This window comes from Shinella yambaruensis, from assembly GCF_050859155.1.
Lineage (GTDB): Bacteria > Pseudomonadota > Alphaproteobacteria > Rhizobiales > Rhizobiaceae > Shinella > Shinella yambaruensis.
Map to the genome: position 1 here is coordinate 4,186,877 of NZ_CP150638.1, position 23,108 is coordinate 4,209,984.

22 protein-coding genes are annotated in these 23,108 nt (G+C 65.1%); 14 read left to right on the forward strand and 8 right to left on the reverse strand.

Going from position 1 to position 23,108, the window contains the following annotated elements; all coding sequences use genetic code 11:
* Window positions 1-75: 75 nt before the first annotated feature.
* Both WMC41_RS20385 and WMC41_RS20390 read left to right on the forward strand, forming a co-directional pair.
* Complete coding sequence (locus tag WMC41_RS20385; RefSeq protein WP_432346014.1) at window positions 76-1,278, forward strand: divergent polysaccharide deacetylase family protein; 1,203 nt, start codon at window positions 76-78, stop codon at window positions 1,276-1,278.
* 9 nt (window positions 1,279-1,287) lie between these two features.
* Window positions 1,288-1,815, forward strand: a complete 528-nt coding sequence (locus WMC41_RS20390; protein WP_432346016.1) for an RNA pyrophosphohydrolase — start codon at window positions 1,288-1,290, stop codon at window positions 1,813-1,815.
* 62 nt (window positions 1,816-1,877) lie between these two features.
* Here the strand turns inward: WMC41_RS20390 and bfr are convergent, their stop codons facing one another.
* Window positions 1,878-2,363, reverse strand: coding sequence for a bacterioferritin (gene bfr / locus WMC41_RS20395; protein WP_244770721.1), 486 nt, complete (start codon window positions 2,361-2,363; stop codon window positions 1,878-1,880).
* Entirely contained in the window at window positions 2,329-2,640 is a 312-nt protein-coding gene (locus WMC41_RS20400) for a (2Fe-2S)-binding protein (protein ID WP_244770722.1), read from the reverse strand. The genes bfr and WMC41_RS20400 overlap by 35 nt, the downstream gene beginning before the upstream one ends.
* 369 nt (window positions 2,641-3,009) lie before the next feature.
* On the opposite strand from WMC41_RS20400, the gene WMC41_RS20405 reads away from it, so the two are divergent.
* Window positions 3,010-3,444 (forward strand): metallopeptidase family protein, encoded by a 435-nt coding sequence (locus tag WMC41_RS20405; RefSeq protein WP_244770723.1) that lies wholly within the window; start codon window positions 3,010-3,012, stop codon window positions 3,442-3,444.
* 126 nt (window positions 3,445-3,570) lie between these two features.
* On the opposite strand, the gene WMC41_RS20410 is transcribed toward WMC41_RS20405, so the two are convergent.
* Both WMC41_RS20410 and WMC41_RS20415 read right to left on the reverse strand, forming a co-directional pair.
* Window positions 3,571-3,777, reverse strand: coding sequence for a DUF1737 domain-containing protein (locus tag WMC41_RS20410; protein ID WP_244770724.1), 207 nt, complete (start codon window positions 3,775-3,777; stop codon window positions 3,571-3,573).
* Window positions 3,774-4,685 carry an HpcH/HpaI aldolase/citrate lyase family protein gene (locus tag WMC41_RS20415; RefSeq protein ID WP_432346019.1) on the reverse strand — a complete coding sequence of 304 codons (912 nt, stop codon included), beginning with the start codon at window positions 4,683-4,685 and terminating at the stop codon, window positions 3,774-3,776. The genes WMC41_RS20410 and WMC41_RS20415 overlap by 4 nt, the downstream gene beginning before the upstream one ends.
* 163 nt (window positions 4,686-4,848) lie before the next feature.
* On the opposite strand from WMC41_RS20415, the gene WMC41_RS20420 reads away from it, so the two are divergent.
* The 5 genes from WMC41_RS20420 (at window position 4,849) to WMC41_RS20440 (ending at window position 8,386) form a co-directional block, all read left to right on the forward strand.
* On the forward strand, window positions 4,849-5,097 hold the full coding sequence (locus WMC41_RS20420) for a hypothetical protein (protein ID WP_432346021.1): 249 nt from the start codon (window positions 4,849-4,851) through the stop codon (window positions 5,095-5,097).
* Between the two features lie 158 nt (window positions 5,098-5,255).
* Window positions 5,256-5,861 (forward strand): 3-isopropylmalate dehydratase small subunit, encoded by a 606-nt coding sequence (gene leuD / locus WMC41_RS20425; protein WP_244770726.1) that lies wholly within the window; start codon window positions 5,256-5,258, stop codon window positions 5,859-5,861.
* 5 nt (window positions 5,862-5,866) lie between these two features.
* Complete coding sequence (locus WMC41_RS20430; RefSeq protein WP_288082308.1) at window positions 5,867-6,247, forward strand: RidA family protein; 381 nt, start codon at window positions 5,867-5,869, stop codon at window positions 6,245-6,247.
* Window positions 6,248-6,457: 210 nt separating this feature from the next.
* A complete protein-coding gene (gene leuB / locus WMC41_RS20435; RefSeq protein ID WP_272807118.1) occupies window positions 6,458-7,567 on the forward strand; it encodes a 3-isopropylmalate dehydrogenase in 1,110 nt (369 codons plus the stop codon).
* 120 nt (window positions 7,568-7,687) lie between these two features.
* The gene (locus tag WMC41_RS20440; protein ID WP_272807119.1) at window positions 7,688-8,386 is read left to right on the forward strand and encodes a phosphatase PAP2 family protein; all 699 of its coding nucleotides are present in this window, start codon (window positions 7,688-7,690) and stop codon (window positions 8,384-8,386) included.
* 57 nt (window positions 8,387-8,443) lie between these two features.
* On the opposite strand, the gene WMC41_RS20445 is transcribed toward WMC41_RS20440, so the two are convergent.
* On the reverse strand, window positions 8,444-10,333 hold the full coding sequence (locus tag WMC41_RS20445; protein ID WP_272807120.1) for an MFS transporter: 1,890 nt from the start codon (window positions 10,331-10,333) through the stop codon (window positions 8,444-8,446).
* Window positions 10,334-10,428: 95 nt separating this feature from the next.
* On the opposite strand from WMC41_RS20445, the gene WMC41_RS20450 reads away from it, so the two are divergent.
* The 3 genes from WMC41_RS20450 to WMC41_RS20460 all read left to right on the forward strand — a co-directional run bounded on the left by WMC41_RS20450 (window position 10,429) and on the right by WMC41_RS20460 (window position 12,904).
* Window positions 10,429-10,704 (forward strand): hypothetical protein, encoded by a 276-nt coding sequence (locus WMC41_RS20450; protein ID WP_432346025.1) that lies wholly within the window; start codon window positions 10,429-10,431, stop codon window positions 10,702-10,704.
* 112 nt (window positions 10,705-10,816) lie between these two features.
* Window positions 10,817-11,851 (forward strand): aspartate-semialdehyde dehydrogenase, encoded by a 1,035-nt coding sequence (locus tag WMC41_RS20455; protein ID WP_244770731.1) that lies wholly within the window; start codon window positions 10,817-10,819, stop codon window positions 11,849-11,851.
* 231 nt (window positions 11,852-12,082) lie between these two features.
* Complete coding sequence (locus tag WMC41_RS20460) at window positions 12,083-12,904, forward strand: lytic murein transglycosylase (protein WP_432346027.1); 822 nt, start codon at window positions 12,083-12,085, stop codon at window positions 12,902-12,904.
* A 113-nt stretch (window positions 12,905-13,017) separates the two neighbouring features.
* Here WMC41_RS20460 and WMC41_RS20465 read toward each other — a convergent pair whose 3' ends face one another.
* Both WMC41_RS20465 and pdxY read right to left on the reverse strand, forming a co-directional pair.
* Entirely contained in the window at window positions 13,018-13,659 is a 642-nt protein-coding gene (locus tag WMC41_RS20465; protein WP_244770733.1) for a carbonic anhydrase, read from the reverse strand.
* A 98-nt stretch (window positions 13,660-13,757) separates the two neighbouring features.
* A complete protein-coding gene (pdxY, locus tag WMC41_RS20470; protein ID WP_272807122.1) occupies window positions 13,758-14,633 on the reverse strand; it encodes a pyridoxal kinase PdxY in 876 nt (291 codons plus the stop codon).
* On the opposite strand from pdxY, the gene WMC41_RS20475 reads away from it, so the two are divergent.
* From WMC41_RS20475 to WMC41_RS20485, 3 genes are all read left to right on the forward strand, one after another.
* A complete protein-coding gene (locus WMC41_RS20475; protein ID WP_288082302.1) occupies window positions 14,605-14,931 on the forward strand; it encodes a hypothetical protein in 327 nt (108 codons plus the stop codon). The two genes, pdxY and WMC41_RS20475, sit on opposite strands and share 29 nt — an antisense overlap.
* Window positions 14,910-19,691 carry an NAD-glutamate dehydrogenase gene (locus WMC41_RS20480; RefSeq protein WP_432346030.1) on the forward strand — a complete coding sequence of 1,594 codons (4,782 nt, stop codon included), beginning with the start codon at window positions 14,910-14,912 and terminating at the stop codon, window positions 19,689-19,691. Before WMC41_RS20475 ends, WMC41_RS20480 begins: the two co-directional genes overlap by 22 nt.
* Window positions 19,692-19,945: 254 nt before the next feature.
* Window positions 19,946-21,271 (forward strand): MFS transporter, encoded by a 1,326-nt coding sequence (locus WMC41_RS20485; RefSeq protein ID WP_432348384.1) that lies wholly within the window; start codon window positions 19,946-19,948, stop codon window positions 21,269-21,271.
* A gap of 170 nt (window positions 21,272-21,441) precedes the next feature.
* On the opposite strand, the gene purH is transcribed toward WMC41_RS20485, so the two are convergent.
* On the reverse strand, window positions 21,442-23,052 hold the full coding sequence (gene purH / locus WMC41_RS20490; protein WP_432346032.1) for a bifunctional phosphoribosylaminoimidazolecarboxamide formyltransferase/IMP cyclohydrolase: 1,611 nt from the start codon (window positions 23,050-23,052) through the stop codon (window positions 21,442-21,444).
* Window positions 23,053-23,108 lie beyond the last annotated feature (56 nt).

A 23,108-nucleotide genomic window follows, 5' to 3' on the forward strand; every position in this document is an offset into this window, starting at 1 on the left:
TTTTTACCGCATTCTCCGATGCCGAAGCGCTGCCGCTTCGGCTGGAAATGCTCCAGCGGCCGGCGCGGACTGACCTTGGGCACAGACATTCACGCACCTCTCGGCCAGGACCGCAAGGCAAGGCCCCGACCGGCGGGACCGCCGCGGTTCTCCGCCGGCACGATCCTGTTCACGCTTGCCGCCATCGGCCTCATCGGCTTTTCCGGCTGGACCGCAACCGCCCCGAGCGGCCTCGGCACCACGCCTTACACCCCGCCGGCAGAAGAAACCGCCGCGCAGGCGACCGCCGGAACCGGAGCCGACCAGAAGGCCGTTGCGGCAAGGGACGGCGTGCGCCGGGCGAACGGCCTTTCCGGCGCCCGCGTCCAGGAAACGCTGACCGACGACGGCAATGTCGTGCGCACCTATACGCCCGGCACGCGCACCGGCACCGGCCCGCTCATCATCGAGACGAATCGTATCGGCCAGGACGCGCGCTCCGCCGCCTTCCCGAACGAGGACCTGCTGGAGGAAACCTCCGACGGCAAGATCCCGATCATCGGCCTCGACGGCACGCGCCCGATGGATCAATATGCAAGGCCGTGGTCCGGCGCGCGCGGCACGCGCATCGCCATCGTGGTCGGCGGGCTCGGTCTCAGCCAGACGGGCACGCAGCGCGCCATCCGCGAACTACCGGGCGAGGTGACGCTCGCCTTCGCCGCGAGCGGCAACAGCCTGCAACGCTGGATGCAGGAGGCCCGCCGCGGCGGCCACGAGATCCTGCTGCAGATGCCGCTCGAGCCCTTCGACTACCCGCAGAACGACCCCGGTCCCTATACGCTGCGCACCGATCTCGGCGAGGCCGGCAATCTCGCGGAACTGCACCGCGCCATGGCGCAGATCACCAACTATACCGGCATCGTGAACTTCATGGGCGGCCGCTTCCTGTCCGATGCCGACGCGCTGGAGCCGGTCATCCGCGACATTTCGAGCCGTGGCCTCCTCTTCCTCGACGACGGCAGCTCGGCACAGTCGCTGTCCGGCACCCTTGCCGGCGCCGTCGAGGCGCCGCACGCCTTTGCCGACCTCCAGCTCGACGGCGACTTGTCGCGCGAGGCGATCTTGAAGAAGCTCGACGAGCTGGAGCGCATCGCCCGGCGCAACGGCACGGCGATCGGCATGGCATCGGCCTTCGATGAAAGTGTGGACGCGATCCGCGAATGGTGCGAGGAAGCAGGCGGCCGCGGTATCGAGATCGTCGGCGTCGCGTCGCTCGCAGCGGTTCCCACCAAACAATAGGAATTTTCGATGGGCAAGGAAAAGGACAGGGTGGTTCGGACCGAGGACCTGCCGTACCGCCCCTGTGTCGGCATCATGGTGCTGAATGCCGAGAACAAGGTCTGGGCTGGCCGGCGGCTTGCCGTCGGCAATTCCGAATATGACGGTTCGCCGCAGCTCTGGCAGATGCCGCAGGGCGGCATCGACAAGGACGAGGACCCGCTGGCAGCGGCCTATCGCGAACTCTACGAGGAAACCGGCATCAGGAATGTGTCGTTGCTTGCCGATGCCGGCCGCTGGATCAACTACGACCTGCCGGCCCATTTGATCGGCATCGGCCTCAAGGGCAAGTATCGCGGCCAGACGCAGCGTTGGTATGCCTTCCGCTTCGAAGGCGCGGAGGACGAGATCGCCATCAACCCGCCGCCGGGCGGCCACGAGGCGGAGTTCGACGCCTGGGAATGGAAACCGATGCGCGACCTGCCGGATCTCATCGTGCCGTTCAAGCGCAGGGTCTACGAAGAGGTCGTCGCGACCTTCGCATATCTGGCGCCCTGAAGCGCAAACGAAAACCCCGGCCGCAGGACCGGGGTTTTCTGTATCGGGCGTATGGCTGCGCCTTACTCGGCTTCGTTCGCCGGCGCCGCGTTGAGCTGGCCGTACTTCTCCTCGCCAAGCTTGTCGAGCAGTTCCAGCTGGGTTTCGAGGAAGTCGATATGGCCTTCCTCGTCGATCAGCAGCTCCTCGAACAGCTTCATGGTGACGTAGTCACCGGCGTCATGACAGATGTCGCGCGATTTCTTGTAGGCCGTGCGGGCATCGTACTCGCCGGCAAGGTCGGCCTCCAGCACTTCCTTGACGTTCTGGCCGATGCGAAGCGGCGCGACGGTCTGGAGGTTCGGGTGGCCTTCGAGAAAGATGATGCGGGCGACGAGCTTGTCGGCGTGCTGCATCTCTTCGATCGACTCGGCGCGCTCCTTCTTGGCAAGAAGCGTGTAACCCCAGTCTTCCAGCAGACGATAGTGAAGCCAGTACTGGTTGACGGCACCGAGTTCGAGATAGAGCGCTTCGTTAAGCTGCTCGATGACTTTTTTGTCGCCTTTCAAGGTCCGCTCTCCTGTTTTCCTCATGGAATTGTTTGAGGCGGATCATGAAATCAAATATCTCGGCGTCCGTCGAGTCGCGGCGGGCGTGGTACTGCTCGGTCGTGCGGATGATGATGTCCACGACGTTCGGGAAACAGCCGCAGCAGCGGCCCCGTTTTTGCATCGCATGGTAGACTTTTGCAGGCACGATGAGCTGCCAACAGTCCTCGTCGAGGAGGCTGTTGATCACGTCGACAATTTCCTTATCGGTGATGAAGTTGCAGCTGCAAACCAGCATTTCGTCTTGCCTGCCATACGCAAAGTACTGAGTTTCCGGGATTAAGCAAAAGACGACCTTCGTTGTCAAGAATGAACAGGTCAGCCTTGTTGACTCATAAATTTAGAGTCATTCTAATCTTGATTTAAAATGTCGTCTTTTCAGAAGGTTACGGCTTCCCGCCAGGCACGAAAGGCACCGCCACCTGCGGCAAACTGACCGATCACATTTTGTTGCAAAACGCCTGTGGACAACGATTTTGCGCCCGCGCCCGTTTCGGCCGGGAACGGGCCGGGCATCCGAATCGTCCCGCCCTGCGCAGGCAGGCCATGCAAATTCGACCCTCGAAAAACGCTGGAAATCGTCTATATGACGGGCAAAGGAGAGCCCATGGCCCGCATTGACCAGACCGATGATTGGCGCACGCGCCATGCCCCGACCATCAGCACGTTCGAATCCCTGGCGCTGGAGGCCTACGGCCACCTGCCGGAGGAGTTCCGTGCGCTGACGGGCAACCTCATCATCGAGATCGCCGAGTTCCCGAGCGACGACGTTTTCGAGGACATGGCGCTGGAAACGCCCTTCGACCTGCTGGGCCTCTTCGAGGGTCGCGGCATCACCGAGCGCTTCACCGTCGAGACCGGCGAGATGCCGAACCGCATCACCCTCTATCGTCGCCCGATCCTCGACTACTGGGCCGAGAACGAGGAGACGCTGGGCGACATCATCACCCATGTCCTCATCCACGAGATCGGCCACCATTTCGGCCTGTCGGACGACGACATGGAACGCATCGAGGCGAGCGCGGAGATCGCGGCGGGCTGAGCCGCCATCACCGAACCACAGCCGTCTCTCTCGTCATGGCCGGTCCTCGGGTTAAACCCGAGAATGGCGAAGGTGCGCGAGGCCGAAGTGTCGGCGGCACAGGGCGCACGGGAGCATGGTCTCAGCCTACTGCTCGGAAAGCTTGATATCCGGCGTGTAGTCCTTGCCCGGAACGTCCTTCACCACCGCCTGACCGCATTGCATCAGCTTGGTTTCGCCGTTGTAGGCATAGGTCGGCGAGCCGTGCAGCGCCCAGCCCTTGTTCAGCGCCAGCGTCACCTTGTGGCAGAACGAGGCGTCGTCGGGGCCGGTGAGGAAGCGGTAGACTTTCATGCTTTCTTCTTTCTCTCGTTGATCAGGTCGGCCTTGGCGATGAGGCGCCGGGCCTGGTCGGCATGGAGCTTTTCGACCATGCGGCCGGCAAGGCTCACCACCGCCTTGCCCGCATTTTCCGGCGCCGCGAAGGCCGCGACGATGGCGAGCGCTTCGGCGGCCTCCGCCTCCGTGACGCCGAAGACATCGTTGGCGGCGGCGATCTGCGCGGGATGGATCAGCATCTTGCCGTCAAAGCCCATCTGCCGGCCCTGCCGGCATTCCGCCTGAAGGTTCTCGTCGTCGGAGAAATCGTTGAAGACGCTGTCGATGACGTCGAGGCCGCAGGCCCGCGCCGCCACGACGACCTGGAGCAGCAGCGGCACGAGGAAGGGGCGCCCGGGAATATCGGCGATGCCGGTTTCCTTGCGCAGGTCGTTGAGGCCGACGACGAAGCAATCGAGCCGGCCGCCATGCGTGCGGCCCGTCTCGGCGATGGCGGGAAGGTTGAGGAGGCACGCCGCCGTCTCGATCATCGCCCAGAGGCGCGGGCCCTCATCGGCCCCCGCCTCGGAAAGCCAGTCGGCGACGGCCAGCACATCCTGCGGCTCGCAGACCTTCGGCAGGAGCACCGCGTCGGGCATGCACTCGAGCACCGCTTCGAGATCGAGCGCACCGTCCGGCCCCTCGAGCGGGTTGATCCGGATGACATGCTCGCGGCCGGGGGAACGGTCGAGCGCCTTGAAATGACGGATGAGGGCCGCGCGGGCTTCCGCCTTCTTCTCCGGCAGAACGGAATCCTCGAGATCGAAGATGATCGCGTCGCAATCGAGCAGGGCGGACTTGGCGAGCGCCCGGGCATTGACGGCGGGAACGCTGAGCACCGAGCGGCGCAGGCGAAGCGGGTGATGGTGCGGTGTCCTGTTCATCCGTCCTTTTTGCCGCGCTTTGCCGCGGTCGGCAAGCGCTGCGGCACCGCGCGTCCTCCACGACGCCCGCGGGACGCCGCAGCGGCGGCAAATCAAGCCCTTTCGGCCTTGCAATGGACAAAATCGCTCCCCACATTGCCTTTCAGAGAAAGGGCAAATCAAAATGCAGCGCATCCGCTCCATCGTCTTTACCGTCTTCACCATGCTTGTCGCAGGCGCGACCTTCCTGTTCGCCGCCTCCGTGGGCCTTGCCATCGCCGGCATCGTCGCCGTGCTGATGCTCGGCTCCATGCTTGCCGCCAAGCTTCAACCGGCTCCGGTCCGCGCCAGCGCGCGCAACGACCGCCGGGCGCCCGGCCAGCGCGAACCACGCATCTGGAACGACGGCCGCGGCACGATCATCGACCTTTAAAAGAGGTTTTGCTCCCCAAGGGGATGCACCGGGCGCTTTTCCGCGCCCGGCATTTGCGTTTGACACCCGGCTTTTGCGAAGATTCTCCTTCAAATCCGGGGAAAACTCATCTAAACGCTTGCATCAACCGACATCACTGCATTTCGAGGGTTCTTCGCATGGAAAAGTTCGTCAAGCTGACCGGCGTCGCCGCGCCGCTTCCCGTCGTCAACATCGACACGGACATGATCATTCCGAAGGACTACCTCAAGACGATCAAGCGCACCGGCCTCGGCAAGGGCCTCTTCGCCGAAGCACGCTATAACGAGGACGGCAGCGTCAACCCGGACTTCGTGCTGAACAAGCCGGCTTACCAGAACGCCACGATCCTCGTTGCCGGCGACAATTTCGGCTGCGGCTCCTCGCGTGAGCATGCGCCCTGGGCGCTGCTCGATTTCGGTATCCGCTGCGTCATCTCCACCAGCTTCGCCGACATCTTCTACAACAACTGTTTCAAGAACGGCATCCTGCCGATCGTCGTCAGCCAGGACGACCTCGACAAGCTGATGGACGACGCCAGCCGCGGTTCCAACGCCATCCTGACCGTCGACCTGGAGACCCAGGAGATCACCGGCCCCGACGGCGGCCGCATCACGTTCGAGATCGACGCCTTCCGCCGCCATTGCCTGCTGAACGGCCTCGACGACATCGGCCTGACGCTGGAGAAGGCGGCCTCGATCGACAGTTTCGAGAAGCAGACCGCGACCTCGCGCCCCTGGGCGTGAAGAGCATGCGCCGGCTGATCTCGTCCGGCTCCCCCTTTGAAGCGACGGCGGGTTATTCGCGCGCCGTCGTGGAAGGCAACTGGTGCTTCGTGTCGGGCACGACCGGCTACGACTACGCCACGATGACCATGCCCGAAAGCGTCGAGGACCAGACGCGCAACGCACTCGCCACCATCGGCAAGGTTCTGCAGGACGCCGGCTTTTCTTTCGCCGACGTCGTGCGCTGCCACTATTACGTGACCGACGCCGCCTTCGCCGACCGCGTCTTCCCGATCCTCGGCGAGACCTTCGGAACGATCCGCCCCGCCGCGACCATGATCGTCTGCGGCCTTATCCGGCCGGAAATGCTCATCGAGATCGAAGTCACGGCGCTGCGCGCGAACTGAAACATGCCGCGCAAAAGTGTGCAGCGGTTTTGCGATAACGACATGCGAAAAATCAAGGACCTAAAGCGCGGGAATGAATCTGGAAGATCGCGACGCGCTTAGCCGAAAGGCGCAACGCCTCGCGCAAAATTCTTTCTTTTCGACGATTTTCCTTGAACGGAAGTTGCGCTAAGAAGCGCGCGACCATTCCGTGACATCAAGGACAATCCCATGACAGCGCGCACCCTCCTCCTTCTGCCCGGCGACGGCATCGGCCCGGAAGCCATGGCGGAAGTCCGCAAGATCATCGCCTACATGAATGCCGAACGCGGCGCGGGTTTTGAGACCGACGAGGGCCTCGTCGGCGGCTCGGCCTACGACGCGCATGGCGCGGCGATCTCGGAAGGCGACATGGAGAAGGCGCTGGCGGCCGACGCGGTGCTGTTCGGCGCCGTCGGCGGCCCGAAATGGGATGCCGTGCCCTATGAGGTACGCCCGGAGGCCGGCCTCCTGCGCCTGCGCAAGGACCTGAAGCTGTTCGCGAACCTGCGCCCGGCCATCTGCTATCCGGCGCTCGCCAGCGCCTCCTCGCTGAAGCCGGAACTCGTCGAAGGCCTTGACATCCTCATCGTGCGCGAACTGACGGGCGGCGTCTATTTCGGCGAGCCGAAGGAGATCATCGACCTCGGCAACGGCCAGAAGCGCGGCATCGACACGCAGGTCTACGACACCTACGAGATCGAGCGCATCGCCGGCGTCGCCTTCGAACTGGCGCGCACTCGCCAGAACCGCGTCTGCTCCATGGAGAAGCGCAACGTCATGAAGTCCGGCGTTCTCTGGAACCAGGTGGTGACGGAAACGCACAAGCGCAGCTATTCCGACGTCCAGCTCGAGCACATGCTCGCCGATGCCGGCGGCATGCAGCTCGTGCGCGCCCCGAAGCAGTTCGACGTCATCGTGACGGACAACCTCTTCGGCGACATGCTCTCCGACGTCGCCGCCATGCTGACCGGCTCGCTCGGCATGCTGCCGTCCGCCTCGCTCGGCGCGCCCGATGCCAAGGGGCAGCGCAAGGCGCTCTACGAGCCCGTGCACGGCTCGGCGCCGGACATTGCCGGCAAGGGAATCGCCAACCCGATCGCCATGATCGCCTCCTTCGCCATGTGCCTGCGTTACTCGTTCAACATGGTCGCGGACGCCGACAACCTGGAGAAGGCGATCGCCGAGGTGCTCGACAGCGGCATCCGCACCGGCGACATCATGGCCGAAGGCTGCCGCAAGGTCGGCACCGCCGAAATGGGCGACGCCATCCTCGCCGCGTTCAGGAAGCTTTCGGCCTGAACCTGACGTCATTGCGAGAAGGCTCCCGGCGCGATCGGCGGGGAGCCTTTTTCGTTTGCCTCCCTTGAAATGCCGGCGCTCGCCAACACATGGAAGCAACGCCGTTATCAGGGTATGCTCATGAACCGATCGCTCGCGACCTCCTCGCTCTGGATCCTCGCCGCCACCGCCATTCTCGTCGTGGCTCTCGTTCCTCTCGATCCCATGCTGTCGCAGCGCGCGCAGGGCCTTCCCGACGCGATCGTGACCTTCAACGCGCGCATCACCGATTTCGGCACTTTCGCCTGGATGATCTACGGCTCCGGCTTCATCGTGATCCTCGCCTATATCGTGCGTCGGGTAAGCCGCAACGAAACGCTCGCCGGCCGGGCGCGCACCGCCCGGCGGCTGTCGCTCTACTTCTTCCTGACCATCGGCGCGACGAGCGCCCTCGTGCATCTCTTCAAGCTGATCGTCGGCCGGGCGCGCCCTGAACTCTTCGCCGAACTGGGTGCCTACAGCCTGACGCCCTTTGCCTATGACAATCTCTATGCCAGCTTTCCCTCCGGGCATTCGGCGGCGGCCGGGTCGTTCTTCGGGGCCTTTTCGATGCTGGCGCCGCGGCTGCGCCCGTTGTTCCTGCTCGGGGCGCTGGCGATCGGCATCTCCCGCGTCATCGTCGGGGCGCACTATCCGAGCGACGTCGCCGCCGGCCTTCTGCTCGGCCTGTGGGCCGCCATCGCCACGGCCTTCTTCTTCGCCGGCAGGGAATGGCTCTTCCGCTTCGATGCGCGCGGCTGGCCGATGCCGAAATCCCTGCTGCCGCCCAAGGGCCAATAAAGAACCCGGCCCGTGTCGCCACGAGCCGGGTCGCCATGAACTATCGGAAGGGGGAGATCAATCCATGGCGTGGATGTCGCGGTCCTTCGTTTCCGGCAGGAAGAGAAGACCGATGACCAGCGTGATGCCGGCGAAGACGATCGGGTACCAGAGGCCGTAGTAGATATCGCCCTGGGCCGCGCTCATCGCGAAGGCCGTCGCCGGAAGCAGGCCGCCGAACCAGCCGTTGCCGATATGGTAGGGCAGCGACATGCCGGTGTAGCGGATGCGGGTCGGGAAGAGCTCCACCAGGAGCGCGGCGATCGGGCCGTAGACCATCGTGACGTAGATCACGAGCACGGTCAGCACGGCGATGATCGTGATCCAGTTCACGCGCGCCGGGTCGGCCACCATGGTGAAGGCACCGCCCTTGTCGATCGTGTAGACCGCCATGTCGGTGACCCCGGCGGCTTCCTCGGCCGTCAGCAGCTTGGCCGTGACGAGGTCGGCAGCCGGCATGGTCGCCTTCTCGCCGGCGCGGATGGCGGCGGCATCGAGGGCGAGTTCCGGGTTGCCTGCGACGAAGGCATCCAGCTTGGACTCCGGAACCTTGACCGCGCCGCGGACCAGCGGATAACCGTTCGCCTGGAGGGCCAGGTTGGTTTCCTTCTGGAAGGCCGCGTCGAGCGTCTTGACCTGATCGGCCGAAGCGATGGCATCGTAGCTCGAGATCGTCTTGTCGCCGATCTGGACCGTTGCGGCCGTGCCGGCAGCCGCCGTGGTGACGACGTCATAGGGCACCGAGTTGCGGGTCAGGAACGACGTCGCGATGTCGCATGAGGTGGTGAACTTCGCCGTGCCGGTCGGGTTGAACTGGAACTTGCAGTCGCCCGGAGCAGCGGTGACCGTTGCGCGGATCGTGTCCTGCGCCGTTGCCAGCGCCGGGTTGCCGGCCCAGGTCAGAGCCTTGAACAGCGGGAAGTAGGTCAGCATGGCGAGCACCAGGCCGGCCATGATGATCGGCTTGCGGCCGATCTTGTCCGACAGCCAGCCGAAGAAGACGAAGAAGCCGGTGCCGATGAGCAGCGAGCAGGCGACCATGATGTTGGCCGACTGGCTCTCGACCTTGAGAACGCCCGTCAGGAAGAAGAGCGCATAGAACTGGCCGGAATACCAGACGACGGCCTGGCCGACGACGGCGCCGAAGAGTGCGAGCAGCGCGATCTTGGCGTTGCGCCACTGACCGAAGGCTTCCGTCAGCGGTGCCTTGGAGCCCTTGCCTTCTTCCTTCATCTTCGCGAAGGCCGGCGATTCGTTCATCTTAAGACGGATCCAGACGGAAACGCCGAGGAGCACGACCGACAGCAGGAACGGAATGCGCCAGCCCCATTCGGCGAAGGCTTCCTTGCCGACGATGAACTGCACCGCGAGGATGACGATCAGCGACAGGAACAGGCCGAGCGTCGCCGTCGTCTGGATCCACGAGGTGAAGTAACCGCGTCTGCCGTCCGGAGCGTGCTCGGCCACGTAGGTCGCGGCACCGCCATATTCCCCGCCGAGCGCCAGACCCTGCAGCATGCGCAGGATGATCAGGATGATCGGCGCGGCGATGCCGATGGTGGCGGCACCGGGCAGGAGGCCCACGACGAAGGTCGAGACGCCCATGATGAGAATGGTGATAAGGAAGGTGTACTTGCGGCCGACGAGGTCGCCGAGGCGGCCAAACACCAGCGCGCCGAACGGACGCACAAGGAAGCCGGCGGCGAAGGCGAGCAGCGCGAAGATGTTGCGCGTCGTCTCGGGATACTGGCTGAAGAAGGTGGCGCCGATATAGATCGCCAGCGAGCCGTAAAGATAGAAGTCGTACCATTCGAAAACGGTGCCGAGCGAAGAGGCGAAGATCACCTTCTTCTGCTCGCCCGTCATGGGCGCGGCCTTGGCGTTGCCCACCGTCGAAACATTTGCCATTTCATTGTCCTCCACGAAAACGGCGTATCGGGGCAGCCCATGACAGTCCGGAGTTTCTCCCTAAAAACGCCGGACGGGGTGCGCCTGATGAAAGGATGGCAGAAAACGCCTTGCCGCATCAGCGCTGCTTTGGGCTTATGACTTTCGGCGTAAGACTTAAGTCGAGGGCCTTGGCGAAATCCCGGATCGTTCACGCAAGGCTTGACTCTTCGGCAGATGAGCGTATGCAGCACGCACGCAAAGGAACCGCCATGTATCGCTGTGGTCTCGCCATCGCCCGCATGATCGCTCCGGCCTTCAACGCCGGACGGGTTCGTCGTTGCGTATCGATTTCCAAAACAATGGCCAAAACGACGACGAAAACCGTCTGACGTCTCTGGCCACCGCTCTCTCCCCGGTACGGCCGGGGACCGAAACCCGCGTCATGGCCGGCGGGTTTCACCTCCTGAACCCGCGGAGAGACAGAGAAAGAGAGCTTTAGACATGGGTTTCAAGATCGCAGTCGCCGGCGCGACCGGCAATGTCGGCCGCGAAATGCTGAACATCCTTTCCGAGCGCGGCTTCCCGGCTGACGAAGTCGTGGCGCTGGCCTCCAGCCGCTCGATCGGCACCGAGGTCTCCTTCGGCGACAAGACGCTGAAGGTGCAGAACCTCGAGAACTACGATTTCTCCGACACGGACATCTGCCTGATGTCGGCCGGCGGCACGGTTTCCCAGAAGTTCTCGCCGAAGATCGGCGCGCAGGGCTGCGTCGTCATCGACAATTCCTCCGCCTGGCGCTACGACGCCGACGTTCCGCTGATCGTTCCGGAAGTGAACCCCGACGCCGTCGCCCAGTTCACCCGCAAGAACATCATCGCCAACCCCAATTGCTCGACCGCCCAGCTCGTCGTGGCGCTGAAGCCGCTGCATGACCGCGCGACGATCAAGCGCGTCGTCGTCTCGACCTACCAGTCCGTCTCCGGCGCCGGCAAGGACGGCATGGACGAGCTCTTCAACCAGACCCGCGCCGTCTTCGTCGCAGATCCGGTCGAATCGAAGAAGTTCACCAAGCGCATCGCCTTCAACGTCATCCCGCATATCGACGTGTTCATGGAGGACGGCTACACGAAGGAAGAGTGGAAGGTCCTCGCCGAGACCAAGAAGATGCTCGACCCGAAGATCAAGGTGACCTGCACGGCGGTGCGCGTGCCCGTCTTCATCGGCCATTCCGAATCGGTCAACATCGAGTTCGAGAAGGAGATCACCGCGGACGAGGCGCGCGACATCCTGCGCGAAGCGCCGGGTTGCCAGGTCATCGACAAGCACGAGAACGGCGGCTACATCACCCCGTACGAATCGGCCGGTGAAGACGCCACCTACATCTCGCGCATCCGCGAGGACGCCACGGTCGAGAACGGCCTCAACATGTGGGTCGTCTCCGACAACCTGCGCAAGGGTGCCGCCCTCAACGCCATCCAGATCGCCGAGCTGCTCGTCAACCGCGGCCTGATCAAGGCGAAGAAGCAGGCCGCCTGACCGGCCAGGCGCCACGGAAAGACGGAACGCTTTCTGCCTTTTGGAAAAATTGGCAACGCTCCGTTAATCGACTTTAAATAAAAGTCCCGGTTGTTCCGTCTGAGGACAATCGGGACTTCGCTTTGAGGCGGTCCCGGCGGCATCGCCGGAACGGTTCACGGCAAGGTGCGGTGACAGGAACAGGGGAGCATGGCATGCTCCCGCAGAATTGACGAGATCACGGGGTTTTTCATGGGCATGACAAAGAGCGTGGCCAAGGTGCTGGCCGCAATGATCGCCGCGGCAGCAGTGCCGGCGGCGGCAGAGGCTGCAAAATGCGGCAATGATGCAAGCGGGTTTCCGGCCTGGGTGGAAGCCTTCAAGGACGAGGCGGCCGGACGCGGCATCAGCCGCTCGACCATCGACAAGGCCTTCGCCAATGTCAGCTATGCCCGCGCCACGATTCGCGCCGACCGCGGCCAGAAGAGCTTCAAGCTCTCGCTCGAGCAGTTCATGCAGAAGCGCGGCGGCCAGGCGATCATCCGCCGCGGCAAGAGCCTGAAGAAGCAGAACGCCGCGCTCTTCCAGCGCATCGAGGCGCGCTACGGCGTGCCGGCCGGCCCGCTGCTCGCCATCTGGGGCATGGAAACCGGCTTCGGCGGCTTCCTCGGCAAGGAACACACGATCTCGGCCGTCGCGACGCTTGCCTATGACTGCCGCCGTTCCGAATATTTCACGAACCAGCTCTACGCCACGCTGCAGCTCGTGCAGAAGGGCGTCCTGAGCCCCTCGGCCCGCGGCGCGGCGCATGGCGAAATCGGCCAGACGCAGTTCCTGCCGGCCAACGTGCTGAAATACGGCGTCGACGGCGACGGCAACGGCCGCATCGACCTTGTCGGCTCCAAGGCCGACGCGCTCGCCTCCACGGCGAACTTCCTGCGCGGCCATGGCTGGAGCGCCGGCGGCGGCTACCAGCCGGGCCAGGGCAATTTCGGCGCATTGCAGGGCTGGAACGCGGCCAGCGTCTACCAGCGCGCAATCGCCATCATCGGTGCGGAAATCGACGGCGAATAAACGCCGCGAACCGTCCCTCGCCAGGCCCCGGCAAGCCGGGTGACGTCGGGGACGGGCGGCATTGCCGGTCGTGACGACATGAACCCAGCCGGGCGACCGCGCCGGGTTTTCCGTTACGCGCCGGGGCGCTGGAAATCGCCGCTCTTGGCGTCCATGATCCACAATTCGCCGGTCGAGATGTCGAACCAGGCGCCATGGAGCTGGAGGCGGCCGCGCTCTTCCAGGATGCGCACGCAAGGGAAGGTGCGCAGGTTGGCGATGGAATTGCGGATCGAGACGCGCTCCAGTGCGCGCTGGCGCTCGCCCTGCGTCAGGATTTCGGCGCCTTGGATCTGTTCGGCGACCGGCTTGAGCATGCCCATCCACTTGCCGATGAAATCGCCGGGCGACAGCGGCTCGGCATCCGGGTCGAGCGCGGCGGAAATGCCCCCGCAGCGGCCATGGCCCATCACCACGATATCGCTGACCTTCAGCGACTGCACGGCGAATTCGAGCGCCGCCGAGGTCGCATGGAAATTGCTGTCCGGCTCGTAGGGCGGCACGAGGTTCGCGACGTTGCGCACGACGAAGAGCTCGCCCGGCCCGCTGTCGAAAATCGTCTCCGGCGCGGCACGGGAGTCGCAACAGGCGATCACCAGCGTCTTCGGTTTCTGCCCGGTCTCCGCCAGGGCCTTGTAGCGCGCCGACTGCTCGACATAGCGGCCGGACATGAAGTTGCGGTAGCCATTCAGAAGACGATCGGGAAAGCGGTTCATGGTGTCAAAGTACCCCCGGGTGCGAGCGATCTGCTGGATGAGGCCCCATCCGGCTTCCGCATAAACCACTCTGCAAGGCATGGCGCAAGGCCGGATCGTCAAGAACGCCGCGGCTGCGCCGGATGCACGAGACGGCGCATGTGCACCATGGCCATGGGTGTGGAGATGCTGGACGCGTCCTGTTCCAGCGTCAATTCGTCGGCGCCGCGCTTGGCGGTGCGCGCGACGATCTCGAAGACGCTGGCGGTGGCCATCATCAAGGCACGTTCCTCCGGCAGGCCCTCCATCAGCCGCGACAGGAAGATGGCAGCCAATAGGTCCCCGGTGCCGTTCGGCGGGTTCGGCACGAGCCGGTGTTCCGCCAGCAGCGCATGGCGTCCGGAGAGATAGAGATTGCCGGTGCTTCCCGTCATCAGCGCCAGCGAGGAGGTGACGAGCATGCGGGAAGGCCCGAGCGACAGCGCCGCCTCCATGATCGCCGCATTGGTCTCGAGCGGCGCGCCGGCAAGCCAGGCAAGCTCGAACCGGTTGGGCGTGGCGATGGAAGCAAGCGGGATCAACGCGTCGCGGATCGCCGCCGCCGTCTCCTCCGGCACGTAGAGGCCGCGATCGTCGCCGCAGACCGGATCGCACATATAAAGCAGGTCGGGATTTTCCGCCCGCAGGGCCGTGACGAGCCGTGCCACCGAATGCGCCTGCGCCGCGCTGCCGAGATAGCCGGAAAGCACCGCCTTGACCTCGCCCCGCCAAGGCGCGCGGATGAGATCGGAGATCATCGCGTCGAAATCGTCCGCCGAGATCGCCACGCGGGTCGAGCGCCCGCGACCGGGATGCCAGGGCAGGATAACCGTCGGCAGCGCCCAGACCGGATGGCCGAGCGTTTCGAGCGCGAAGACGGCGGCGCGGTTGCCCACCGTGCCGCGCACCACATGGCTCGAAATCACGATGACCGCGCCCTTGTCGCTCTCGTTCATAACCGGCTCCCCTGGTTCCGGCGAAGTGATGACAAGGGGGTCATTTCCTGTCAACGCCCGCCCCTTTTCCGGCCACCGGCCGAAAAGCGGAAAAATGCCGCCGCAGCCGATTTTGGGCTGCTTTTCGACGAAAAAACATGAATTTCGCGACAAAACGACAGCAAAACTGACCTATCTCGGACAAAATCGATTGAATTTTCTCGCAAATGCACAAATTCCGTCGCGCGTATTTTTTCTTCTGCTAACGTCCGGCCATCGGATTCGAGGGAGAATTCCATGGGTGCCAGGACCAACGTGAAACGAGAAAAACACATCGAGGCCGCAAAGGCCGCAGCCGCAGCCCTCGGCGCGAAGACGCTGAACCCGGACATCCTCTTCGGGCGGGCCAGCAAGGACGATATCGAGCACTATACCGGCGAGATGCTGGCCGTTGCCGCCGCCCATGCCATGGCCGAAATCGAGGCCTGGGACGGCACCGGGCCGCGCGTCACGGTCACCACGCTTGCGGATGTGCGCCCGCAGGGCGAGCCCGTCTCCGTGCTCTCCGTCACGGACCGCAACCAGCCGTTCCTTTACGATTCGGTGATGGGCGAGGTGACGAGCACCCATCGCGACATCCATCTGGCGATCCACCCGATCCTCGTCGTGGCACCCGGCGAGACGCCGAAGCTTTTCTCGCCGGACGAAGACAGCGATCCGGCCCAGCGGGTCAGCCATATCGAGATCCACCTTTCCGAGCGGGCGCCGAACGAAGCCGCCGCGCTCGCCGAGCGGATCGGAACCGTGCTCGACCAGGTCCACCTCGCCGTCGACGACTGGCCTTCCATGCTGGAAAAGCTCGATAGCACCATGGCCGACATGGAGCGCTACGCCAAGGAAAAGCCGGGTAAGGAAGAGGCGCTCGCCTTCCTCGACTGGCTGCGCGGCAACAACTTCACCTTCCTCGGCATGCGCGAATACAGCTATTCCGGCAAGGGTGAGGCGGCCACCGTCGAACGGGGCGGCGAAGGCCTCGGCATCCTGTCCGATCCGGACGTGCGCGTGCTGCGTCTCGGCAAGGACGCTGTGACGACGACGCCGGAGATCCTCGAATTCCTCGAAGGTCCGGATTTCCTGATCGTCACCAAGGCCAATGTGAAGTCGCTCGTGCATCGCCGGGCCTATATGGACTATGTCGGCCTCAAGCGCTTCAACGAGAAGGGCAAGGTGATCGGGGAATTGCGCATCGTCGGCCTCTTCACCTCGACGGCCTACACCCACGCCGCCGGCCAGATCCCGCTGCTGCGCTCCAAGGTGGCCGCGGTCATCGAGCATTTCGGCTACGACCCGAAGAGCCATTCCGGCAAGATGCTGATCAACACGCTGGAATCCTATCCGCGCGACGACCTCTTCCAGATCGACACCGGCCTGCTCGCCACCTTCTGCGAGCAGATCAACGAACTTTCCGACCGGCCGCGCATCCGCGTGCTGCCGCGTATCGACCGCTTCGACCGCTTCGTCTCGGTCATCGTCTACGTGCCGCGCGAACAGTACGATTCCGACGTGCGCGAAAAGATCGGCAACTATCTGAAGTCGGCTTACGATGGCCGCGTCTCGGCCTATTATCCGGCGTTCCCGGAAGGCGGCCTTGCCCGCGTGCACTTCATCATCGGCCGCTCCGGCGGCAAGACGCCACGCCTTCCGCAGCAAAAGCTAGAGCAGGCGGTGCGCGAGATCGCCACCCGCTGGACCGACCGCTTCGAAGCGCTCTCCAATGCGGACGGCGTGCGGCTCGTCACCGACCGCGGCTACCAGGAGGATTTCACGCCCGCCGAAGCCCATGCGGACCTCGCCCTGATCACCACGGCGACGCCCGAAAACCCGATCAGCATCGCCTTCTACCGCAAGGCCTGGCACACGGATCTTGCCACCGTCGAATTGAAGATCTTCCATGCCGGCGAGCCCGTTTCGCTGTCGCGGCGCGTGCCTCTGCTGGAAAACCTCGGCTTCAACGTCATCAGCGAGCAGACGCACGACCTGACGCTCGCCAGCCTCGACGGCGGCGAGCGCCGCGTCATCCTGCATGACATGGAGCTGCGGCATCGCGACGGCATCGAGATCAACCTCGCCAAGCTGAGCCCGATGCTGGAGGAAGCGTTCCTCGCGGCCTGGCACGGCGAGGTGGACGACGACGCCCTGAACCGCCTCATCCTCACCGGCGGCCTTTCCGCCCGCGAGATCATGGCGCTGCGCACCTATTCGCGCTACCTGCGCCAGACCGGCATCGCCTATTCGCAGGGCTATATCGCCGATACGCTCAACAAGTACCCGACGATCGCCGCCGATCTCTTCCGCCTGTTCGAGACCCGACTCGACCCGAAGCTTTCCGAGCGCCAGCGCGAGAAGAAATCCGCGGATGTGGCGGCGGCGATCGAGGACGCGCTGGCGAACGTGCCAAGCCTCGACGAGGACCGCATCCTGCGCCGCTACGTCAACGCCATCCAGGCCACGTTGCGCACCAACTATTTCCAGCGCGACGCGGACGGAAAGCCGCGCAAAACGCTGGCCATCAAGCTCGACCCGAAGGCCCTCGACGGCCTGCCGGAACCGCGCCCCTTCCGCGAGATCTTCGTCTACGGCGCCGAGGTCGAGGGCGTGCACCTGCGCTTCGGCAAGGTCGCCCGCGGCGGCCTGCGCTGGTCCGACCGCGCGCAGGACTACCGCACGGAAGTGCTCGGCCTCGTGAAGGCCCAACAGGTCAAGAACTCGGTCATCGTGCCGGTCGGCGCCAAGGGCGGCTTCTATCCGAAGCAGCTTCCCGCCGGCGGCAGCCGCGACGCCGTCTTCAAGGCCGGCACCGAGGCCTACAAGACCTATATCCGCACGCTGCTCTCCGTCACCGACAACATCGTCGGCCTGGACGTCGTGCCGCCGGCCGATACGGTGCGGCTCGACGGGGACGACCCCTATTTCGTCGTCGCCGCCGACAAGGGCACCGCGACCTTCTCCGACACGGCGAACGGCCTGGCGCAGGAAGCCGGCTTCTGGCTCGACGACGCCTTTGCCTCCGGCGGCTCGGCCGGCTACGACCACAAGAAAATGGGGATTACCGCCCGCGGCGCCTGGGAAACCGTCAAGCGCCATTTCCGCGAGATGAACATCGACATCCAGAAGACGCCGTTCACCGTCGCCGGCGTCGGCGACATGTCGGGCGACGTCTTCGGCAACGGCATGCTGTTGTCGCGCAAGATCCGGCTCGTCGCGGCCTTCGACCACCGCGACATCTTCATCGATCCCAACCCGGACACCGACACGTCCTTCGCCGAGCGGCGGCGCATGTTCAACCTGCCGCGCTCCAGCTGGCAGGACTATGACCGCTCCGTGCTCTCCAAGGGTGCGATGATCATCCCGCGCACGGAAAAATCCGTGACGCTGACGCCGGAAGCCATGGTCGTCATCGGCATCGACAAGGCCAAGGCGACGCCCTTCGAGATCATGACGGCGATCCTGAAGGCGCCGGTCGATCTCCTGTGGTTCGGCGGCATCGGGACCTATATCCGCGGCCAGAACGAGACGGATGCGGAGGTCGGCGACCGCGCCAACGACCCGATCCGCATCGTCGCCGACGACGTGCGCGCCAAGGTGATCGGCGAGGGCGCGAACCTCGGCGTCACCCAGCGCGGCCGCATCGCCTTCGGCCTCAAGGGCGGACGCTGCAATTCCGACGCCATCGACAACTCGGCCGGCGTGAATTCGTCCGACGTCGAGGTCAACATCAAGATCGCGCTCGCTTCGGCCATGCGCGACGAGCGGCTGACGCGCGCCAAGCGCAACGTGCTGCTCGCCTCGATGACGGATGAGGTGGGCCATCTCGTGCTGCGCAACAACTACCTGCAGTCCCTGGCAATCTCGCTGACGGAACGGCAGGGCGCGGCCAACCGCGCGCCGCTGACCCGCCTGATGGATCGCCTGGAGGCCGCTGGCCAGCTCAACCGCAAGGTCGAGACGCTGCCCGACGACCGCACCATGGCCGAGCGCTACCAGGCCGGCAAGCCGCTGACGCGGCCGGAGATCGGCGTGCTGCTCTCCTATGCCAAGCTGGTGCTGTTCGACGAGCTCATCCATACCGGTCTGCCGGACGAACCCTATTTCGAACCGGCGCTGACCGGCTACTTCCCGGCCAAGATGCAGAAGGCCTATGCGGACGACATCCGTTCGCACCGCCTGCGCCGCGAGATCATCGCGACGATCCTCGCCAACGAGGTGATCAACCGCGGCGGCCCGGCCTTCGTCAACACGCTGACGGACGGCACCGGCTTCGGCCCGGCGGACGCCGTGAAGGCCGCCGTCATCGCCCGTGACGGCTACGGCCTCGCCGCGCTCTACGCCGGCGTGGACGCGCTGGACAATGTGGTATCCGGTTCGGTGCAGAACGAGCTCTACGAGGAGATCGGCCGCATCTACGCCTCCGTCACCAGCCTGCTCCTGACCACCGGGGCCGTTTCGGGCCCGATGAGCGAGGCCGTGCACAAGCTCAGGCAGGCGCTGAAGCAGCTGCGTCCGCATCTTTCCACCCTCATCTCCGAACAGGCCGGCGACGAGGCCCGCCGCAAGGCCCATGCCTATGAGGACGAGGGCGTGCCGGCAGAGCTTGCGGAGGAGATCGCCACCCTCTCCATGCTGACCTTCGTGCCGGAGGTCATGCTGATCGCCGGGGCGACGGGCGATACGCTCGGCAAGACGGCGCAGACCTTTGCCGGCATCAGTGCGACGCTCAATATCGGCCGGCTGCTTTCGGCGGCCAGCCGCATCCCGACCGGCGATCTCTACGAGGCGCTCGCCCTGCAGCGCAGTCTCACCGACATCGCCAATGCCCGCCGCGACCTCGCCACCGTGGTGCTGACGCGCCACAAGGGCGACAAGGCACCGCTTTCCGCCTGGCAGCAGGGCGGCCGCGAGCGTCTCGCCCGCGTCACCGCCAACCTCTCGGCGCTGACGGAAGCCGGCGAGGCCACGCTCGCCAAGGTCAGCGTCGCCGCCGGCATCCTGAGCGACCTCGCACAGGAGCGGGCACGGTAAGGCAAGCCTTGCCTCACCGCAGCCGCCTCACGCGGCTGCGGCTATCCCACGGTTGCATAATTCCAATCGCGACTACCCCCTTTGCCCGGCAACGCAGAGGGGGTCCTAACCACACCCGTTGAATCCCGCCGCCGGCAAATGCTAGCCTCTCGCCGGAACCGGCGTGAGAACCCGCCGCAGCGATTCGAGAAACGAGGGCGGGCGTGGCGGAAGCGGCAGCAGGGCGGACGAGCCGCCTCGGCATAACGGGCTGGATGCTATTCGACTGGGCGGCACAGCCCTTCTTCACGGTCATCACCACCTTCATCTTCGGCCCCTACCTCGTCTCGCGCCTCACCGAGGACCACGCGGCCGGGCAGGCGGCCTGGAGCTACACGCTCACCATCGCCGGCGTCGCCATCGCGCTGCTCGCGCCCGTCATGGGCTCCATCGCCGATGCTTCCGGCGCGCGAAAACCCTGGATCGCCGCCTTCGCCGCCATCAAGATCCTGTCGCTCCTCGCCCTCTGGTATGCGGCGCCCGGCAGCAGCCTCGTCTTCGCCATGGCGATGATCGTGCTCGCCACCGTGGCGGCGGAATTCTCCATCGTCTTCAACGATTCGATGATGCCGCGCCTCGTCAGCCCGGCGGATGTCGGCCGCATCTCCAACATCGCCTGGGGCCTCGGTTATCTCGGCGGCATGATCGTGCTGATCGCGGTCGTCGCGCTGCTGGCCGCAAACCCGGAGACCGGACGGACGGCGATCGGCATCAGCCCGCTCTTCGGTCTCGACGCCGCCGCCGGCGAGGACGCCCGCATCACCGGGCCGATCTCGGCGCTCTGGTATCTCGTCTTCATCCTGCCGATGTTCTTCTTCACGCCGGACCAGAGCCGGGGGCTGCCCATTGCGGCCGCGGTGCGCGCCGGCTTTGCCGACCTCTCCGTCGCCCTCGGGGAATTGCGCAGGAAGCCGGGCATCCTGCGCTTCCTCATTGCCCGGATGATCTACCAGGACGGGGTCAACGGACTGCTGGCGCTTGGCGGAACCTTCGCCGCCGGCATGTTCGCCTGGCAGACCTTCGAACTCGGCATCTACGGCATCATCCTCAACGTTGTGGCGATCGGCGGCTGCCTCTATGCCAGCCGCATGGACAGGCGCCTCGGCTCGAAGGCCGTCGTCGTGATGAGCCTTGTCTGCCTGATCCTCGCCACCATCGGCATCGTCTCCACCGGCCCGGGCTTCACGCTGTTCGGCCTCGTGCCGCTGCCGACCGCCGATTCCGGCGGCCTGTTCGGCACGGCGGCGGAAAAGGCCTATATCGTCTACGGCCTCATGATCGGCGTCGCCTTCGGCCCTGTCCAGGCCTCCGCGCGGTCCTATCTTGCAAGAAGCATCCATCCCGACGAAGCGGGCCGCTATTTCGGCCTCTATGCCCTGTCCGGCCGGGCCACGTCCTTCCTCGCGCCGCTCTCCGTCGCGCTCGTCACCACCGCGACGGGCTCCGCCCGCCTCGGCATGATGGCACTCATCGCCTTTCTCCTCGCCGGCTTCCTGCTCCTGCTGCGCACGCCCTATCCCGCGGCAAAGGTCGAGGCCTGAGACGCAAGACGCCCGGAAAGCGGGGCGTCAGGGGGATGACAGACATCGCCCCACCCACTGTCGTCATCCTCGGGTTTAACCCGAGGATCCACACGCCACCTGCGGCCATGGACGGTCGGGGCAAGCCTCGACCATGACGGAGGAAAGCAGAGGTCTGCTAAGAATCCGGCTCAGTGACGGAAATGGCGCATGCCGGTGAAGACCATGGCGACGCCGGCCTCGTCGGCCGCGGCGATCACCTCCGCATCGCGCATCGAGCCGCCCGGCTGGATAACCGCCGTGGCGCCTGCGGCAATCGCCGAGAGCAGGCCGTCGGCGAAGGGCAGGAAAGCTTCCGACGCGACGGCCGAGCCACGCGTCAGCGGCTCGGCAAGGCCCATGGCCTTGGCCGCTTCCTCGGCCTTCAGGCCGGCGATGCGGGCGGAATCGACGCGGCTCATCTGGCCGGCGCCGATGCCGGCCGTCTGGCCGTCCTTGGCATAGACCACGGCATTCGACTTGACGTGCTTGGCGACCTTGAAGGCGAACTTCATGTCTTCCAGCTCCTGCGCCGTCGGCGCACGCTTGGTCACGACCTTCAGTTCGAGGTCCTCGACCATGCCGTTGTCGCGGCTCTGTACCAGGAGGCCGCCCGACACCGTCTTGGCGGAAAGGCCCGGCACGCGCGGATCGGGCAGGGCGCCCGTCACCAGCAGGCGCAGGTTCGGCTTGCCGGCGATGACGGCGCGGGCCTTCTCGTCCGCGTCCGGCGCGATGATGACCTCGGTGAAGAGCTTGACGATCTCTTCCGCCGTCTCGCCGTCCAGCACCGTGTTGAGCGCGATGATGCCGCCGAAGGCCGAGACCGGATCGCAGGCGAGCGCCCGCGCATAGGCCTCCTTCAGCGTCCTGCCGGTAGCCACGCCGCAGGGATTGGCATGCTTGATGATCGCGCAGGCCGGGCCGTTTTCCGGCAGGAACTCGGCAACGAGCTCGAAGGCGGCGTCGGTGTCGTTGATATTGTTGTAGGAAAGCTGCTTGCCCTGCAGCAGCGTGGCGGTCGCGACGCCCGGGCGGTTTTCGCCGGTCACGTAGAAGCCCGCCTTCTGGTGCGGGTTCTCGCCGTAGCGCATCTCCTCCTTCAGGACGCCGCCGAGCACGCGGTGGCGCGGCATGGGTATATCGAGCGCATCGGCGAACCAGTTGGAGATCGCCGCGTCATAGGCTGCCGTGCGGGCATAGGCCTTCGCCGCCATGCGCTGGCGGAAGGCGTAGGAAGTCGAACCGTCCGCAAGTTCCTCCAGCAGCGCGGGATAATCGGCGGGATCCGTGACGATAGTCACATAGGCGTGGTTCTTGGCCGAGGCGCGGATCATCGCCGGCCCGCCGATGTCGATGTTCTCGACCGTCGTCGGATAGTCGCCGCCCTTGGCGCGTACCTCCTCGAAGGGATAGAGGTTGATGACGGCAAGGTCGATCGCGCCGATGCCATGCGCCTTCATCGCCTCGACATGCTCCGCATCGTCGCGGATCGCCAGCAGGCCGCCATGCACGGTGGGATGCAGCGTCTTGACGCGGCCATCCATGATTTCCGGAAAGCCCGTGACCTCGGAAACGTCGGTGACGTCGAGCCCGGCATCGCTGAGCGCCTTGTGCGTGCCGCCGGTCGACAACAGCCGCACGCCCTTTTCGGCAAGGGCGCGGGCGAGATCGACGACACCGGCCTTGTCGGAGACGGACAGCAGCGCCGTGCGCAGGGCGACCCGGTCTGGGGCGGGGATTTTCTTGGAAATGACGGCCATGGGACGCTCCGTTCTGACGGCCCGGAAGAGGGGGCCGGATGGTCATGCGCCCCGTT

Excerpts from the sequence above, each read along its gene's own strand:
- WMC41_RS20440 (WP_272807119.1), top strand. The coding sequence starts at position 7,688 with ATGAACCGATCGCTCGCGACCTCCTCGCTCTGGATCCTCGCCGCCACC.
- leuB (WP_272807118.1), top strand. The coding sequence starts at position 6,458 with ATGACAGCGCGCACCCTCCTCCTTCTGCCCGGCGACGGCATCGGCCCG.
- WMC41_RS20480 (WP_432346030.1), top strand. The coding sequence starts at position 14,910 with ATGGGTGCCAGGACCAACGTGAAACGAGAAAAACACATCGAGGCCGCA.
- leuD (WP_244770726.1), top strand. The coding sequence starts at position 5,256 with ATGGAAAAGTTCGTCAAGCTGACCGGCGTCGCCGCGCCGCTTCCCGTC.
- WMC41_RS20430 (WP_288082308.1), top strand. The coding sequence starts at position 5,867 with ATGCGCCGGCTGATCTCGTCCGGCTCCCCCTTTGAAGCGACGGCGGGT.
- WMC41_RS20445 (WP_272807120.1), bottom strand. The coding sequence starts at position 10,333 with ATGGCAAATGTTTCGACGGTGGGCAACGCCAAGGCCGCGCCCATGACG.
- purH (WP_432346032.1), bottom strand. The coding sequence starts at position 23,052 with ATGGCCGTCATTTCCAAGAAAATCCCCGCCCCAGACCGGGTCGCCCTG.
- WMC41_RS20465 (WP_244770733.1), bottom strand. The coding sequence starts at position 13,659 with ATGAACCGCTTTCCCGATCGTCTTCTGAATGGCTACCGCAACTTCATG.
- WMC41_RS20450 (WP_432346025.1), top strand. The coding sequence starts at position 10,429 with ATGGCAGAAAACGCCTTGCCGCATCAGCGCTGCTTTGGGCTTATGACT.
- WMC41_RS20400 (WP_244770722.1), bottom strand. The coding sequence starts at position 2,640 with ATGCTGGTTTGCAGCTGCAACTTCATCACCGATAAGGAAATTGTCGAC.
- WMC41_RS20390 (WP_432346016.1), top strand. The coding sequence starts at position 1,288 with ATGGGCAAGGAAAAGGACAGGGTGGTTCGGACCGAGGACCTGCCGTAC.
- WMC41_RS20410 (WP_244770724.1), bottom strand. The coding sequence starts at position 3,777 with ATGAAAGTCTACCGCTTCCTCACCGGCCCCGACGACGCCTCGTTCTGC.
- WMC41_RS20420 (WP_432346021.1), top strand. The coding sequence starts at position 4,849 with ATGCAGCGCATCCGCTCCATCGTCTTTACCGTCTTCACCATGCTTGTC.
- WMC41_RS20460 (WP_432346027.1), top strand. The coding sequence starts at position 12,083 with ATGGGCATGACAAAGAGCGTGGCCAAGGTGCTGGCCGCAATGATCGCC.
- WMC41_RS20475 (WP_288082302.1), top strand. The coding sequence starts at position 14,605 with ATGACCGCGCCCTTGTCGCTCTCGTTCATAACCGGCTCCCCTGGTTCC.
- WMC41_RS20405 (WP_244770723.1), top strand. The coding sequence starts at position 3,010 with ATGGCCCGCATTGACCAGACCGATGATTGGCGCACGCGCCATGCCCCG.
- WMC41_RS20415 (WP_432346019.1), bottom strand. The coding sequence starts at position 4,685 with ATGAACAGGACACCGCACCATCACCCGCTTCGCCTGCGCCGCTCGGTG.
- WMC41_RS20485 (WP_432348384.1), top strand. The coding sequence starts at position 19,946 with ATGCTATTCGACTGGGCGGCACAGCCCTTCTTCACGGTCATCACCACC.
- WMC41_RS20455 (WP_244770731.1), top strand. The coding sequence starts at position 10,817 with ATGGGTTTCAAGATCGCAGTCGCCGGCGCGACCGGCAATGTCGGCCGC.
- pdxY (WP_272807122.1), bottom strand. The coding sequence starts at position 14,633 with ATGAACGAGAGCGACAAGGGCGCGGTCATCGTGATTTCGAGCCATGTG.